This is a genomic window from Pontibacter virosus (assembly GCF_003096355.1).
Lineage (GTDB): Bacteria > Bacteroidota > Bacteroidia > Cytophagales > Hymenobacteraceae > Pontibacter > Pontibacter virosus.
In genome coordinates, this window is the sequence record NZ_QEKI01000010.1 from 24,351 (window position 1) to 39,025 (window position 14,675).

Sequence of the window (14,675 nt, forward strand, 5' to 3'; positions counted from 1 at the left end):
AGCATGAAAAACAAAACTACTCTCGCTATTGGAGTATTTACTATACTCTTTATCTACTCCTGTAGTTAGCAGGCCGTTGGAGAACAAGAATTTGCAGAGGCAGAGAAAATGAATACGGAAGAGGCTGTTCTGAATGTGGAGGATTTTGAGTCCGATACAACTTACAGATTTGAACTAGACACACCTTCACCTGATACTTTAAAGCTTGTTAGCCACAGTTGGTACTTCTATTATCCTTTCGGAAAATTCTCAACACCAGAAGAATTAAAAAGCTACTACAGTAACAGATATAGCTTTGAAGATCAAATTTCTCCCTTAGGTAGTGATTCGACAGAAGAAGTTGCCTTGTACAGGCTAAAGTTGGATAAGGGATTTGTCAAGTTCTTCCATACTACTCTGGAAGAATACTCAGAAAGTAATGATATGGCTATCGTGTCTGCTAACCTCACAGAGCCATCAATTCAGATGACAAATGGGTTAAAAGTTGGCTTGACGAAAGACGAAGTGAAGAAAATCCTTTTCAGCAAAGGCGAGCCAAACAACTTTATAAAGCATAATAATATTTTTGTAGAAACAGCTTCAACGGGTGTTTGGGTGTACATAAACTTCGAAAATGATAAAGTAAAAAGAATATTGATTGACACCGATTACCAGCTTAACAAAGAATAGTCTCTTGCAGATAAGGTGTATGCCTCAGCCATAAATAGTCTATTCTAACCATTTCCAATCTTAAATTCTTAATCCTCCACCCTCATGGAAGATACCAATACCGCCGCCATACCGACTGCCGAAAACGTGCAGTTGGAGGGTGGTACCTATGAAATCTTACGGAGCCGTCTGCAGAAAAGCGGGGCCGAACTGCGCGCACAACTGGAGCAGCTGAACCAAGAGCGGAAGAGCGTGTTCGGGGCGATTGAGACGAAGCTGATCACCACGGAGCGCATCACGACCGAGAACAATTGCGTGCCCTCAGACATGGTGCCCGTGGGCTATACCTTGCTTTTTGGCTACAACGTATACCTTGGGCTGAAGTCGGAGGTGGAGCTGTCGGATGTGTTCGGCGTTTATACCTACGAGGGCCACAGCTTCCACCAGCAGCCGCTCGACTTGCTACAGGACAAGACCTTTCAGGACGACTTTCAGAAGCTCTACAAATACTACAAGAACACCCAGTTCGTCAAGTTTGCGCACATCGGCAACTACCTCTACATGGTGTTCCGGGTGGGCAAGGGTCTTAACGATATCAAGACCTTTAAGTGGTTGCTCAAAGGCGACACGATCACCTACATCGACAACCGCAGCGACCACGAGTATGTGTTCCCCAACCAGCACGACTTCAGTTGGAAGCGCACCACCCGCGAAGCGCAGCGCAAAGGCAAGCACCCGCACGTGTCCATCGAAGACAAGGTGTTCGTAGAGACCGTTGGCGGTGACCTGACCATCAAGGTAGAAGATAACACCGATTCCGGCCGCGGCATTTATTCCGAAGAGGTCGAAGACAAAGACCAGACGCTGGATGACTCGGAAATCTACTACGCCGTGGTTGGCAATATCATCATCCTGAAGATCCGGCCATACCGCGAGAATAACTACCGCTACTTCGTTTACAACTCCAAACTGCAGGAAGCCCGCCGTATCGACGCGCTGGAGCACAGCTGTGTGCTGCTGCCGGACGGGCAGGGCATTATCTACGCCTATGGCTACTACCTGCAGACGGGCGAGTTCAAAGCTTTCGACAACAACCTGCAGGACATGCTCTTCGAGAAGCGCATTGCCTCCCCGAACGGCGAGGATTTCCTTTATGTGTTCTACAACAAAGAGACGAGCGTATACCTGTTGCTGTCCTATAACCTGATCACGCAGCAGATCGAAACGCCGATCGTGTGCCACGGTTACGCTATTTACGAGAACGGAGAGCTTTGCTATTTCCGAGCCGATGAAGAGGCGCAGAAGCACCATGCCATCCAGATCTGGCAGACGCCCTATATCGGGCCGAACTTTGTTATACCTGTCACACAGGAATCTTACCTCTACAAGATCGGCAACAAGGACATTGTGCGGGCCATGGCCGAGAGCAACGAAGTGCTTTCGCTGTTGCACAAGGATGATTCCTACGCCAACCTATACCTCGACCTGATCAAGAAAACGACGGATGTGCTGGATTCCTACCACTGGCTCAACCGTGCAGAAACTTACAACCTGGCGGCCCCGATTTCAGCGATCCGGCAAACGGCCACGGCCGCGGTGGAGGAGTACGAGAAGGTGCTCAGCATCAAGAAAAGCACGCAGGCGCAGATCAGTCAGGTGTTGGGGCAGGCCGATGCGCTTATCCAGACGCTGAAGTTCAGGAAGGCCGAGAGCATCAACGATTATGTGAAGTACCTGGCGGATTTGCGCGGTATACGTGGCGAGGTGATCTCGCTCAAAGAGCTGCGCTACACCGACCTGCCGACTATAGAAAAATACGAAGCACAGCTGCAGCAATTCGCGCAGGAGACAGCCAACGGAGCTGTTGATTTTCTTTTGCAGCCCAATGCGCTGGCGCCTTACGAGAAGAAGGTAAAGGAGATCAACACGGCCATTGAAGGTATAGGCAAGGTGGTGGAGGCCGACGCAACAGACAAAGAGATTGCGGCGGTGTCGGCGGAGCTGGAAATGCTGATCGATGTGGTGAGCAACCTCAAGATCGAAGATGCCACCCAGACCACCCGCATCATCGATACCATCTCGGCCATCTACGCCACCTTCAACCAAACCAAAGCCACCCTGCGTCGCAAGCGTAAGGAGTTGCTGAGCCAGGAGGGCAAAGCCGAATTCAATTCCCAGATAAAGCTCATCAGCCAGAGCGTGGTGAATTACCTCGACGTATCAGACTCGCCACAGAAGTGTGAAGAGTACCTAGCTAAGCTGATGGTGCAATTGGAGGAACTGGAAGGCCGCTTCCCGGATTTTGACGAATTCATTGAGCAGCTCACCGTCAAGCGAGAGGAGATTTACAGTGCTTTTGAATCGAAGAAGGTGCAGTTGCAGGAGGCGCAGAACAAGCGTGCCAACAGTCTTCAACAGGCCGCCGATCGCATCCTGAAAGCAGTACAGAACCGAGCCGGCAAACTCACCTCGGTGAGTGAGATCAACGGCTATTTCGCCTCTGACCTAATGATCGAGAAAGTGCGGAGCACAGTCGAGGAATTACTCAGGATCGGCGACACGGTGAAAGCCGACACCATCCAGAGTCGCCTGAAAACGCTGAAGGAAGACGCGGTTCGCCAGCTCAAAGACAAGCAGGAGTTGTTCGTGGATGGCTCCAATATCCTGAAGTTCGGCAAGCACCAGTTCACTGTGAACACGCAGCCGTTGGAGCTGAGCGTGGTGCACCGCGACGACGCCATGTACTACCACCTCACGGGGACCAACTTTTTTGAGAAGATCACCGATGACCAGTTCTTAAGCTATCGCCCGGTGTGGGAGCAGACGCTGGTGTCGGAAAACAACCAGGTATACCGCGCCGAGTACCTCGCCTTTAAAGTGCTGGAAGCAGCGCAGGAGAAAGGTATAGCCGGACAGCAAACAGAGAATAGTCTGAGCTACCTGACGATTGATGAATTGCACAAACTGACTGCAACGGAGCTGACCGAGTACGTGAATAGATTCATGGCCGTTCGCTTCAACGAAGGCTACATGAAAGGCGTGCACGATCATGACGCGGCCCTGATACTAGGCGCTTTGATTCGCCTGATTAAGACAGCCGACTTGCTCCGCTATACCTCCATCGACAGAGCCTGTGCCCAGCTGTACTGGCAGGTGTTTGCGCCCGAGTCGAAGAAGAAAACGCTCACGCACCAGCTCAAAGGTATAAGCGCCATTTTGCAGGTGTTTCCTGACACGCACGAGTTCGATGATGTGAAAGCAGATTTGCAGCAGGAACTCTATACCTTCCAGCAAGAAACCGGACTTTGTAGAGAGGCCAGTGCAGGAGAAGCAGGGGAGTACCTTTTCTACGAACTCACCCGCGGCAACCATTTTGTGATCGATAGTCAGGCCGATGTGTTGTACGATGGCTTTAAGCATTTCCTGACGGAGCGAAAGGTGCTGGATCGTTTTGAAGAATCGGTAAAGGCGCTGGAGGAGAATGTGGCCCACCAGTTCGAGCTAATACAGCATTGGCTCAAGGCCTACATCGCGCAGGCGGGGCAGCACGACAAAGCCGAGTATGTGGCCGAAGTCGCGACCTTGATCCTGACCGACAGCTACAATCCACTACAGGTGGTGCACACTGTCCTGAAAGAAAACCTGCAAGGTATGCAGGGCGCCCACCAGCAGGTACATGGGCAAAGCTACCAGTTGAACTACCACCAGTTTCTGCACCGTCTCCGCGACTATACCTCCAGCACGGCTACCGCGTTCATGCAGTTTACGGAGCTAAAAAAGAACCTGACGCAGCAGGCCGAGCAGGCGCTTCGCCTGAACGAATTCAAGCCGCGGGTACTCTCGTCTTTTGTGCGCAACAAACTGATCGACCAGGTATACCTGCCGCTGATAGGTGCGAATTTGGCCAAGCAGATCGGTTCTGCAGGGGAGACCAAGCGCACCGACCTGATGGGTATGCTGCTCCTGCTTTCGCCTCCTGGCTATGGTAAGACCACCATCATGGAGTACATCGCCAACCGACTGGGCATCATTTTTATGAAGATCAACGGTCCGGCCATTGGGCACCAGGTCACGGCGCTGGACCCGAAAGAAGCACCCAATGCCGCTGCCCGTGAGGAGCTGGAGAAGCTGAATTTGTCCTTTGAGATGGGCGACAACGTGATGATCTACCTCGACGACATTCAACACTGCAATCCGGAGTTTTTGCAGAAGTTCATCTCTCTTTGCGACGCCCAGCGCAAGATCGAAGGCGTGTACAAAGGCCGTAGCAAAACCTATGACTTCCGGGGCAAGAAGGTATGCGTGGTGATGGCCGGCAACCCCTACACCGAGACAGGGGAAAAGTTCCGCATCCCGGACATGCTCGCCAACCGCGCCGACATCTACAACCTCGGCGACATCATCGGCGACACGGAAGACGTGTTTAAACTGAGCTACATCGAAAACTCCCTGACCTCCAACACCGTGCTGGCAAAGCTGGCGGCAAAGAGTCAGAAAGATATTTACGCGCTCATTCAGCTGGCCGAAACCGGAAACAGCGAAGGGCTGGAGTTTGAAGGCAATCATTCTGCCGCAGAAATAAACGAGTATGTGCTGGTGCTGAAAAAGCTCCTCAAGATTCAGGATGTGATTCTGAAAGTGAACCTCGAGTACATCCGTTCGGCAGCTCAGGCAGACGAGTACCGCACCGAGCCGGTCTTCAAGCTGCAGGGCTCTTACCGCAACATGAACAAGTTGGCCGAAAAGGTGATGCCGATCATGAACGACCAGGAATTGCAGACCCTGATCTTGTCGCACTACGAAGCCGAGTCGCAGACGCTCACTTCCGGTGCCGAAGCCAACATGCTCAAGTTCAAGCAGCTGATTGGCATTATGACGGAGAAAGAGGCGCAGCGCTGGGAGGACATTAAAGCCACCTTTGTGCGCAACAACAAGCTCAAGGGCTTCGGCGGCAACAACCAGGTAGGGCAGGTGCTCTCTGAGATGGAAAACATTTCCGGTGGACTGGCAGGTATAAAGGATGTGCTGAGCCAGTTCAAACCGAGTAAACTGGAAGCCGAAGAGTTTTAAGGTATAGCAGTTTAAATAGAAAGCCCCAGCGGATATAACCTGTTGGGGCTTTTGTGATTAACTAATTATAGCTGTGAGCTCACGTTTTTAAAATCAAAGACACAGGAATCTTTTTGAGTTATATCAGGTTGACTAATCCCCGGATAAACCCGACCTTTGTACTTCTATGCAATTAGCCATTACCTCTTTAAATTCCGGCAGCAACGGCAACTGTTACTACATCGGCAACGGCCAGGAAGCTGTGCTGGTGGATGCAGGTATATCGTGCCGTGAAACCGAACGGCGCATGCAGCGACTTGGACTGAGTATGCGGCAGGTGAAGGCTATTTTTGTGTCGCACGAGCACTCAGATCACATCAAAGGCATTCCGGTGCTGGCGCGTAAGTACAAATTACCAGTTTACATTACAACCAGTACCTTGTACCGCTCCCGTATGGACCTGAGTGGGGTGGAGGTGGTGTCCTTCACAGGATACGAGCCTGTGCAGATTGGTAGTTTGTCTGTTACAGGTTTTCCGAAGTTTCATGACGCGGCCGACCCGCATAGTTTTGTGGTGGAAGGCCATGGCGTGAAGATCGGTGTGTTTACGGACATCGGCGCCCCCTGCGACCACGTCATCCGACATTTCCAGCAGTGCCATGCGGCTTTCCTGGAGACAAACTACGACGAGGGTATGCTGGAGCAGAGTTACTACCCTTATTATCTTAAACGACGCATCAGCAGCAATCACGGACACATGTCCAACAAACAGGCACTGGAGTTGTTTGTGGCGCACAAGCCGGCCTTCATGAGCCATGTGTTCCTGTCGCACCTCTCCAAGGACAACAATTGCCCAAAACTGGCGAAGAGTCTTTTTGAAACCTGTGCCGACGGCACGGAAGTGGTGGTCGCCTCTAGGTTTGAGGAAACACCCGTGTATACCATCAGCTGCCAGGGTGACATTTTCGAGCGTACCTTGTCAGTCAGTGACATTACACCGGCCGGTGATCAGTTGTCGCTGTTTTAATTTGCCCGCTTCAGATACTTATACAGCTCCGAGTCAGTAGATAGGATCACACTCGTTTTATCATCAAACGACTTTTCCAGCGTTTCCATGGAACGGAGGAAGCCGTACAACTCGCGGGCCTGGGCGTTGCGGTTGTAAGCAGAAGCGTAGATGGAAGTCGCTTGTGCATCGGCTTTACCACGAATCACCTCGGCTTCGCGGGTGGCCTGCGATGTGATCTGAGCCAGATCGCGCTCTTTGTTACCCTGTATCTTGCGGGCCTCTCCCTGACCTTCGGAGCGGAACTGATCGGCGATCCGGTTACGCTCACTGATCATGCGGTCGTATACCCGGTTACGCACTTCGTCCACGTAGTTCATACGCTTAAAACGGAAATCCAGAATCTGCACGCCCAGGTCAGAGGTGCGTTCGTTGGCGCGCTTCAGAATCAGCGCTTCAATTTTGTCACGGCCGACCGTTATTTTTTCCAGGTTCTCCAGATCCTCCATCACCTCGTCCGATACCTCAGGCTCGCGGTTGGTAGAGCGTACGATATCGAGCAGATCATGGCTGGCAATGGCGTTGCGGGTTTCACCGTCCAGTATATCGTCGAGACGTGACTGGCCGGAGCGTTCGTCGCGCAGACGGATGAAGAACTGCAGCGGATTGGTGATCTGCCAGCGGGCATAGGAGTCCACAAAGATGAATTTCTTGTCCTTGGTAGGCACCTGGTTAGCATCGCCGTCCCACTCGAGGTAGCGCTTATCGAAGAACTGCACCTTCTGTATGATCGGAATTTTGAAATGCAGACCCGGCTGCGCACGTGGTTCGCCTACAGGTTTACCAAACTGGGTGACGATGGCTTGCTTGGTTTCATCAAGTACAAATACGCTTGTGAAAAGCAATGTAAGCAGCAACACAGCGGCTAAGAGCGATAGTATCTTTGGAGTGTTCACAGGCTATTTCGTTTGCGTTTGAGTTTTGTTCTGATTCAGGTTCAGCAGCGGCAGCACGTTGTTGCCGCGCTCATCCACAATCACTTTGTCGCCTATTTTTGGCAGAATGCGTTCCATCGTCTCCAGGTATAGACGCTTTTTGGTTACCTCCGGGGCTTTGACATACTCCTCGAAGAGGGAGTTGAAGCGGGCGGCCTCACCCGTGGCCACGTTCACGCGGGTCAGCGCATAGGCTTCGGCGAGTTGAACGGTTTCATCGGCCTCGCCACGGGCACGCGGAATGATGCGGTTATACTCCGACTCAGCCTGGTTGATCAGGGTTTCACGTTCCTGCTGGGCCTGGTTCACGGCGTTGAAAGAGGGTTTCACGGTCTCCGGCGGATTCACGTCCTGCAGCACCACCTGGTCGATTCGGATGCCGTTCTCGTACTCGTCGCACATACGCTGCAGGAGCACTTCCATGCTGGTCGCCACTTCCTGGCGACCAACGGTGAGCACTTCGTTTACAGTGCGGTCACCTACGATTTTGCGCATCGCCGATTCGGACATATCACGCAGGGCTTTCTCGGCGTCGCGCACCTTAAACAGGTAATTGTAGGAGTTCACGATGCGGTACTGCACCACCCACTCCACATTGGCCAGGTTCAGGTCACCGGTCAGCATCAACGATTCGTCGTTGAAGTCCGCCTTAGAGTACTGGGTATTCCGTTCTAAATCTGTTGTTCTAAAACCAAACTCCTGCTTGAGCTGGCGCTGCACCGGAATCTTCCGCATTTCTTCTATGCCGAAAGGTAAAATAAAGTTCAGTCCGGGCTGCACGGTACGGTCGTAATGGCCCACATACATTACCACGCCTTCCTCTTCAGGACCCACTGTTTTAATGGAGGTAAGCAGGAGGATCAGCAAAAACAGTCCAAGCAAAATTTTGCGGAAGTGCTTGCTGAGCATGAACATGTAATACTGCAGGCGGTAATTTGGCTCGGCCATGGGCAATGCATCGGTTAGTTGATAGCGTTAAGATAACTAAAATATCTTAATATGTTGATGTATTGATAAGTGTAGTCACCGGGTTTGGAGGTGTTTTACTTAGGTATAAGTAGCATATGGAGGCCAGACTCTACGAGCGTTCTAAGCTTTTTCCGGGTTTTCTTCGTACAGGGTAAAAGCGAACAGGAAGCCTGTATTTTGTCATTTTCACTTAGCCCTAAACCGATATGAAACATTTTTTCACTTTTGTTTTTGCCCTGTTGATAGGGTATAGCGCCCAGTCCCAAAGCACGACTGTACCTTCAGCTGAGAATCAGATAAAGACCGCCGTACTGGCCGCTCCTGCGGACAAGCGGGAAGGTGCCACCGTGCTGGGTTATAATCAGAAAGGGGAGGTAGTGACGTTACGCAAAGGCACGAACGAATTGATTTGCCTGGCTGACGACCCAAACCAGCCCGGCTTTTCAGTGTCGTGCTACCACCGCGACCTAGAGCCTTTTATGGCCCGCGGCCGTGAGTTGCGCAAACAAGGTATGAGCGCCAACGACATTTTCGAGACCCGCGAGAAGGAGGCTAAAAGTGGAAAACTGACTTTGCCAAAGCAGCCCTCTTCGCTCTTTGTTTACAGTGCGCCGGATGAGCAGGTAAACGCGCGTACCGGTGAGGTAGCCGATGGCTATCTACGCTACGTGGTTTACATCCCCTGGGCCACTGCAGAGAGCACAGGCCTTCCGCTCAAGCCAGACCAGGGCACGGTTGCCATGCCCTGGATCATGCATCCGGGCACGCATGGGGCGCACATCATGATCAACCCGCCAAGAGCCAAAGCAGGAGATAATAAATAACAGCTACCTTATACCTCGGAGGAAGGGTTAGCAGGCATTAACTGGACAGTGTTAGCGCTTGTTCACCAGTTTGTCAACGCTTTTCAGAATAAAAAAAGCCATCACACCGCTAACAGCGATTATTTTAATGACTCTTTCCGGATCGGGGATGGATTTGAATTTTGTGTTGCCGTCTTTTATTTCGATGTAGCCTACAGGTTTGATGGCCACACCGCCACCGCCACCAGTTCCTTCTTCGCCCGCTTTGGAGCCACTTCCGCCACCGAAGCCATACATGGCCTTGGCCGCAGGTATAACAATTACGCCGTCACGCTCCACCGGATCACCGTAAATCGTGCTGGCATTTGCTGAAATGCCCAGCCGTTGCGCCAGACGCTCTATGAAACCGTTCTGCTCTTTCTTTGATGTCTCTTCCATGCGTTTGTATTAATTTATTTAATCAGTTGTACGTGATGAAATCCAATCGTTTCAGAAAAGCAGGAGAGTGGCATCATATGAATGGTGAGCATAGCCGAAGTGAAGGTATAGGTACAAAGAAACAGACCCGAGCACGCTCGGGTCTGTTTCTTTGTAGCGGGCCAGGCAGGTTGCCTACGCCGCTTTTATTCTAAAACCAAACTATATACTTATACCTTAGCAGCTTTCAAATCTATTAGTTCAGAAAGCAAGGTATAGGAGTACTGTCGTTTCTCCGGATCAAATATGCCTATTGAGATCATCAGCTCGTCCACCTGCGTCTCGTCCACAAAAGCCTTCAGTTCTTCTTCTACAGATTTTTTGCTGCCCACAAAGCTGTAGCGCAGCATCTGTTTCACGGCATACTCCTCCTGCAGACTCCAACGATCTTTCATACTCTCAACGGGTGGTTGCATCGGCAAGGCCTTGCCCTGTATCACGTTCAGGAAAGACTGGTAGAGGGAAGTGGCCAGGTGATTTGCTTCTGCATCCGTATCAGCGGCCACGACGTTCACGCAAGCCATGGCGTACGGCTCTTGCAGCTGGTCAGAGGGCTGGAAACTGTCGCGGTATACCTTGAGCGCGGCATGTAGCGCTGCAGGAGCAAAGTGACTCGCAAAAGCATAGGGTAGTCCCATAAGGCCAGCCAGCTGAGCCCCGAACGTGCTCGAGCCCAGAATCCAGACAGGTATGTCGAGGCCTTCGCCAGGAATAGCGCGCACCTTGGCAGTGCTGTTCTCCTTGCTCAGGTACTGGCGTAGCTCCGCCACGTTGTTCGGGAAATCTTCTACATTACCCTGCAGGTCACGACGGAGGGCGTAAGCCGTTACCTGATCAGTGCCAGGCGCTCGCCCCAATCCCAGATCAATGCGACCAGGGTATAGGCTCTCGAGCGTGCCGAACTGCTCGGCCACTACCAACGGAGCGTGGTTGGGCAACATGATGCCGCCGGAGCCTACCCGTAAAGTAGAGGTACCACTGGCAATATAGCCAATCAACACCACCGTGGCCGAACTGGCGATGCCCGGCATGTTGTGATGCTCCGCCAGCCAATAACGGGTGTATCCCAGCTCCTCTACATGGCGGGCCAGTTCCAGACTATGCTGAAAGGAGTCATGAATGCTCTTGCCTGTGCGGATTGGCACCAGGTCGAGTACGGAAAGCTTTATATCGCTCAGTTTTTTATCTGCCATTGTCAATTATCGTTTGTCCTTCATTAGCATACACCGCCCACTTCACAGCTATTGCCTTCTGTGTCGAGCTTCTGGATAGTCGGAGTTACTTGCTTAAATACGTTCAGGAAAGCTTCTGCAGGTTGGGCACCGCTTACCAGGTACTGGTCGTTGATCACAAAGGCGGGCACCCCGGTTATACCTGCGGATTGCGCAAAGGCTTCCATCTCGCGTACTTCCTTTTTGCCTTCTTCGCTTTCGAAGAAGTTTTCCAGTCGCTCAGTAGGTATACCTTGTGCTATACCTATTTCCTTCAGCACGGCCGTGTCGTTCATCTGGCGATTATCCGTGAAATAAGCTTTGAACAAAGCACTGGCTACTTCGTGCTGCACACCGTATTGCTCGGCCAGCCAGATCAGGCGATGCCCGTTGAAGGTGTTATTCACCGTCATGCTGTCCGAGAAGTTGAACATTATACCTTCCTCAGCACCAGCCTCTGTCATACGCTGGTCCATGGCCGGCACCTGTGCCACAATCTGCTCGCCGTAGTTGCCTTTGAAGTAGTCGAGCCGTCCCATACCGTTCTGCGGGATGTTTGGGTTCAGCTCAAAAGCTTTGAAACTGATCTCGGCCTCGTATTGGTCTTCCACCTGCTTCAGGGCTTTGTCGAGTCGTCGCTCGCCCACATAGCACCAGGGGCAGTTGATGTCGGAGAAGATGTCTATTTTGATTTTCTGCTTTGTCATAGTCATTAATTTAAATGCGTAAGCCGGCAAGAACCTGAAACAGGCTTTGTCGGCTAAACGTGTTATGCAGAAGCTTATGCTTCCAGTACGAATTTTTCTTTCTGACGTCTTACTTTTGGCAGGCTCGCCAGCCAATCGTTGTCGGCATCGCGGTAGCCGAGTGGCATCAGGGTAACACTTCGCAGGCCTTTGGCTGGCAGGTCAAGCAGTTTGTCCAATGCGGCGGCATCGAAGCCCTCCATCGGCGTGGCGTCCACTTTTTCGGTAGCGGCGGCAACTAGTCCCACCCCAAAGGCGATGTAGGCCTGACGAGCAGCCCAGTTAAAATTTTGTTCCTGTGTGTTTCGCTCAGCCATGCTCAATAACGTGTTCTTAAAGTCCTGCAGATTTTCAACAGGCATGCTGCGTTCTGAAGCGGTGTGCGAAATATACTCGTCGATTTGCGCAGGCGTAACATTGTCCCAGGCGGCGAACACCAGCAGGTGAGAGCTTTCCTCGATCTGCGGCTGATTGTAGGCAACAGCCCTAATCTGCTTTTTCAGCTCCTCATCCTCGATCAACAGCACCGTGTAGGGCTGCAGACCCATGGAGGAAGGAGCCAGGCGGATGGCTTCCAGAATGCGTTCTACTTTATCTGACGGCACGCGCTGGCCGTTCATACGTTTGGTGGCATAGCGCCACTGTAAGGTTTCCAGGATATTCATGTCTATACAACAGTTAAATTACCAGTAACGTTTCATAACTAGGTTACTTTTGGTAACTCAAAGGTATTTCTTAAATTTGTGCCTGTCAAGCAGGCACTTGAGCCGCACCAAGTAACATGGAAGTAACTATAGTTGATAATCAGCAACTTGAGATTCAGAAAAAGATCGATAAAGTTTTGTGCGGTAAAGCAGAGGTGGAGTCCTGCTGCCCGATCAAGGACATTCTGGCCCGTTTCGGCGACAAATGGTCCATCTATACCATTCTCACGCTCGGAAAGCAGGAAAAGGTGCGCTTTAACGAGCTGAAAAGCCAGATCACAGGCGTATCGCAGCGCATGCTCACGGTCACGCTGCGTTCGCTGGAAGAAGACGGACTGGTAAGCAGGCAGGTATACCCTGAAATCCCGCCCCGCGTGGAGTACAGCCTGACGCCGCTCGGGCAGGGGCTGTTGCTCCAACTTCTGCAACTTGCCGATTGGGCCAAACTGAACATCGATCAGATATTGGAGGCGCGGGAAAAGTATGCAAAAAAAGAAAAACAGGTTCAACTGACTTAGCAGGGCACTGCCTTAAACCAGCTGACTGTAAGTTTATTGGATGCTATACTTGCAGGTATATATTTTCAGGTATATTTAAACCCTGATGAGCCTTTTTCATCTAAGTTTAAATGGCATCTGCATGAAAACTTCAGTACGCAAACAAAAGCTGCAGCACCTCTATTGGCGAGCAGGCTTCGGTATACCTTTCAGGCCGGATCAGGCAAACGACGGTATCAAAAAGGCTGTTCGTGATTTGCTTGACCGGTCTAGTCAGGCAGTGCCCCTGCAAGTATCGCTTCCGCACACAGAATCAGTTCTGTCGGCCGATATGCAGAATGCCGACATGCGCCAGCTGCGGCAGCGGGAACGGAATAAAGGATTTGTGCTCCTCAACAACGCCTGGCTCCAGCAAATGGCCACCTCCGAAGCCCAGCTGCGCGAGAAGTTGACGCTCTTCTGGCACGGACACTTTGCCTGCCGTCTGCGGGAGCCCCGCTTTGCGCTGCAGCAGCACAACATCCTGCGTGAACATGCGCTCGGCAAATTCCCGGATCTGCTGCTGGCCATCTCCAAAGACCCCGGCATGCTGCAGTTTCTTAATAACCAGCAAAACCGCAAACAGCGCCCCAACGAGAACTTTGCCCGCGAACTACTCGAGCTTTTCACACTGGGCCGGGGACACTACACCGAACAGGACATCAAAGAAGCCGCCCGCGCCTTCACCGGCTGGTCCTATAACCCGCAGGGTGAATTCGTGTTCCGCGCACGGCAGCACGACAGGGGCAAGAAAACTTTTATGGGGAAGCAGGGGAATTTTGGAGGGGAGGAAATTCTGCAAATGATCGTCGAAAACCCGCGCACAGCCGAATTTCTGACAACGAAGCTCTATGCCTTTTTTGTAAGCGACGTGCCCAATCCGGAGCGCATTCAAAGTCTGAGCAGTTACTTCTACGAAACAGGCTATGATATACCCAAGCTGCTGGAGAAGATCTTCACAGCGAAGTGGTTTTACGAACCGGATGTAGTAGGAAGCAAAATAAAATCACCGATCGAGCTGCTGGCTGGTTTGCAACGGCAGTTTGACGTAACCTACGCCGATGGCCGAAGTCCGCTCGTGTTGCAACGTGCACTGGGGCAGGAATTATTCAGGCCACCCAATGTGAGCGGCTGGGCTGGTGGCCGCAACTGGATCGATAGCTCCACGCTCGCTTTCCGGCTGCGCATCGGACCGGCTTTGCTGCAGGATGCGGCGCTGGAAGTTAACCTAAAACCGGACGACGACACCGAACCAACCGCACCGCGAAAGCGCCGGCAGGATGGTTTACGGATCGTGCGAGCCAAAGCTGACCTGAACGGGCTGCACCAGCAACTGCATAAGGTAAAGGACCAAGACCTGATCCACAAGCTGAGCCAAAAGCTGCTGCAGGTGCCGCTGCGCCCCGAAACCGCAGCCCTGCTTTCGCAGCATATACCTGCTGGAGTGGCTCATGCCGACAAAGTCACGTTGCTGACGCTTCGGCTGCTTTCTTTACCCGAGTACCAGTTATGCTAGTTTTCCACCACTCAC

General features: G+C 51.9%; 12 protein-coding genes. 6 read left to right on the plus strand and 6 right to left on the minus strand.

All coding sequences use genetic code 11. The features are described from left to right. Positions 1-108: 108 nt before the first annotated feature. From C8E01_RS14410 to C8E01_RS14420, 3 genes are all read left to right on the plus strand, one after another. Complete coding sequence (locus tag C8E01_RS14410) at positions 109-669, plus strand: hypothetical protein (RefSeq protein WP_116544159.1); 561 nt, start codon at positions 109-111, stop codon at positions 667-669. Between the two features lie 84 nt (positions 670-753). Next, complete coding sequence (locus tag C8E01_RS14415) at positions 754-5,718, plus strand: DNA repair ATPase (RefSeq protein WP_116544160.1); 4,965 nt, start codon at positions 754-756, stop codon at positions 5,716-5,718. A 166-nt stretch (positions 5,719-5,884) separates the two neighbouring features. Next, positions 5,885-6,724, plus strand: coding sequence for an MBL fold metallo-hydrolase (locus C8E01_RS14420; protein ID WP_116544161.1), 840 nt, complete (start codon positions 5,885-5,887; stop codon positions 6,722-6,724). Here the strand turns inward: C8E01_RS14420 and hflC are convergent. Together hflC and hflK are read right to left on the minus strand one after the other, a co-directional pair. Next, positions 6,721-7,659, minus strand: coding sequence for a protease modulator HflC (hflC, locus tag C8E01_RS14425; protein ID WP_116544162.1), 939 nt, complete (start codon positions 7,657-7,659; stop codon positions 6,721-6,723). The genes C8E01_RS14420 and hflC overlap by 4 nt on opposite strands. Positions 7,660-7,662: 3 nt before the next feature. Then, entirely contained in the window at positions 7,663-8,646 is a 984-nt protein-coding gene (gene hflK / locus C8E01_RS14430; protein ID WP_116544163.1) for an FtsH protease activity modulator HflK, read from the minus strand. 227 nt (positions 8,647-8,873) lie between these two features. Between hflK and C8E01_RS14435 the strand changes: the two genes are divergently transcribed. Next, the gene (locus C8E01_RS14435) at positions 8,874-9,491 is read left to right on the plus strand and encodes a hypothetical protein (protein WP_116544164.1); all 618 of its coding nucleotides are present in this window, start codon (positions 8,874-8,876) and stop codon (positions 9,489-9,491) included. Positions 9,492-9,542: 51 nt separating this feature from the next. Here the strand turns inward: C8E01_RS14435 and C8E01_RS14440 are convergent, their stop codons facing one another. The 4 genes from C8E01_RS14440 to C8E01_RS14455 form a co-directional block, all read right to left on the minus strand. Continuing rightward, entirely contained in the window at positions 9,543-9,908 is a 366-nt protein-coding gene (locus C8E01_RS14440) for a spore germination protein GerW family protein (RefSeq protein ID WP_116544165.1), read from the minus strand. Between the two features lie 209 nt (positions 9,909-10,117). Continuing rightward, positions 10,118-11,140, minus strand: coding sequence for an LLM class flavin-dependent oxidoreductase (locus C8E01_RS14445; protein ID WP_116544166.1), 1,023 nt, complete (start codon positions 11,138-11,140; stop codon positions 10,118-10,120). Positions 11,141-11,163: 23 nt separating this feature from the next. Next, on the minus strand, positions 11,164-11,865 hold the full coding sequence (locus C8E01_RS14450; protein WP_116544167.1) for a DsbA family oxidoreductase: 702 nt from the start codon (positions 11,863-11,865) through the stop codon (positions 11,164-11,166). 74 nt (positions 11,866-11,939) lie between these two features. Then, complete coding sequence (locus C8E01_RS14455) at positions 11,940-12,569, minus strand: NAD(P)H-dependent oxidoreductase (RefSeq protein WP_116544168.1); 630 nt, start codon at positions 12,567-12,569, stop codon at positions 11,940-11,942. Between the two features lie 116 nt (positions 12,570-12,685). On the opposite strand from C8E01_RS14455, the gene C8E01_RS14460 reads away from it, so the two are divergent. Together C8E01_RS14460 and C8E01_RS14465 are read left to right on the plus strand one after the other, a co-directional pair. Then, complete coding sequence (locus tag C8E01_RS14460; protein WP_207774901.1) at positions 12,686-13,126, plus strand: winged helix-turn-helix transcriptional regulator; 441 nt, start codon at positions 12,686-12,688, stop codon at positions 13,124-13,126. 121 nt (positions 13,127-13,247) lie between these two features. Next, positions 13,248-14,660, plus strand: coding sequence for a DUF1800 domain-containing protein (locus C8E01_RS14465; RefSeq protein WP_165820655.1), 1,413 nt, complete (start codon positions 13,248-13,250; stop codon positions 14,658-14,660). Positions 14,661-14,675 lie beyond the last annotated feature (15 nt).

Bases quoted from the DNA above. Each gene is read 5' to 3' on its own strand.
- C8E01_RS14410 (WP_116544159.1), top strand. From the start codon at position 109: ATGAATACGGAAGAGGCTGTTCTGAATGTGGAGGATTTTGAGTCCGAT.
- C8E01_RS14415 (WP_116544160.1), top strand. From the start codon at position 754: ATGGAAGATACCAATACCGCCGCCATACCGACTGCCGAAAACGTGCAG.
- C8E01_RS14420 (WP_116544161.1), top strand. From the start codon at position 5,885: ATGCAATTAGCCATTACCTCTTTAAATTCCGGCAGCAACGGCAACTGT.
- hflK (WP_116544163.1), bottom strand. From the start codon at position 8,646: ATGGCCGAGCCAAATTACCGCCTGCAGTATTACATGTTCATGCTCAGC.
- C8E01_RS14435 (WP_116544164.1), top strand. From the start codon at position 8,874: ATGAAACATTTTTTCACTTTTGTTTTTGCCCTGTTGATAGGGTATAGC.
- C8E01_RS14440 (WP_116544165.1), bottom strand. From the start codon at position 9,908: ATGGAAGAGACATCAAAGAAAGAGCAGAACGGTTTCATAGAGCGTCTG.
- C8E01_RS14445 (WP_116544166.1), bottom strand. From the start codon at position 11,140: ATGGCAGATAAAAAACTGAGCGATATAAAGCTTTCCGTACTCGACCTG.
- C8E01_RS14450 (WP_116544167.1), bottom strand. From the start codon at position 11,865: ATGACAAAGCAGAAAATCAAAATAGACATCTTCTCCGACATCAACTGC.
- C8E01_RS14455 (WP_116544168.1), bottom strand. From the start codon at position 12,569: ATGAATATCCTGGAAACCTTACAGTGGCGCTATGCCACCAAACGTATG.
- C8E01_RS14460 (WP_207774901.1), top strand. From the start codon at position 12,686: ATGGAAGTAACTATAGTTGATAATCAGCAACTTGAGATTCAGAAAAAG.
- C8E01_RS14465 (WP_165820655.1), top strand. From the start codon at position 13,248: ATGAAAACTTCAGTACGCAAACAAAAGCTGCAGCACCTCTATTGGCGA.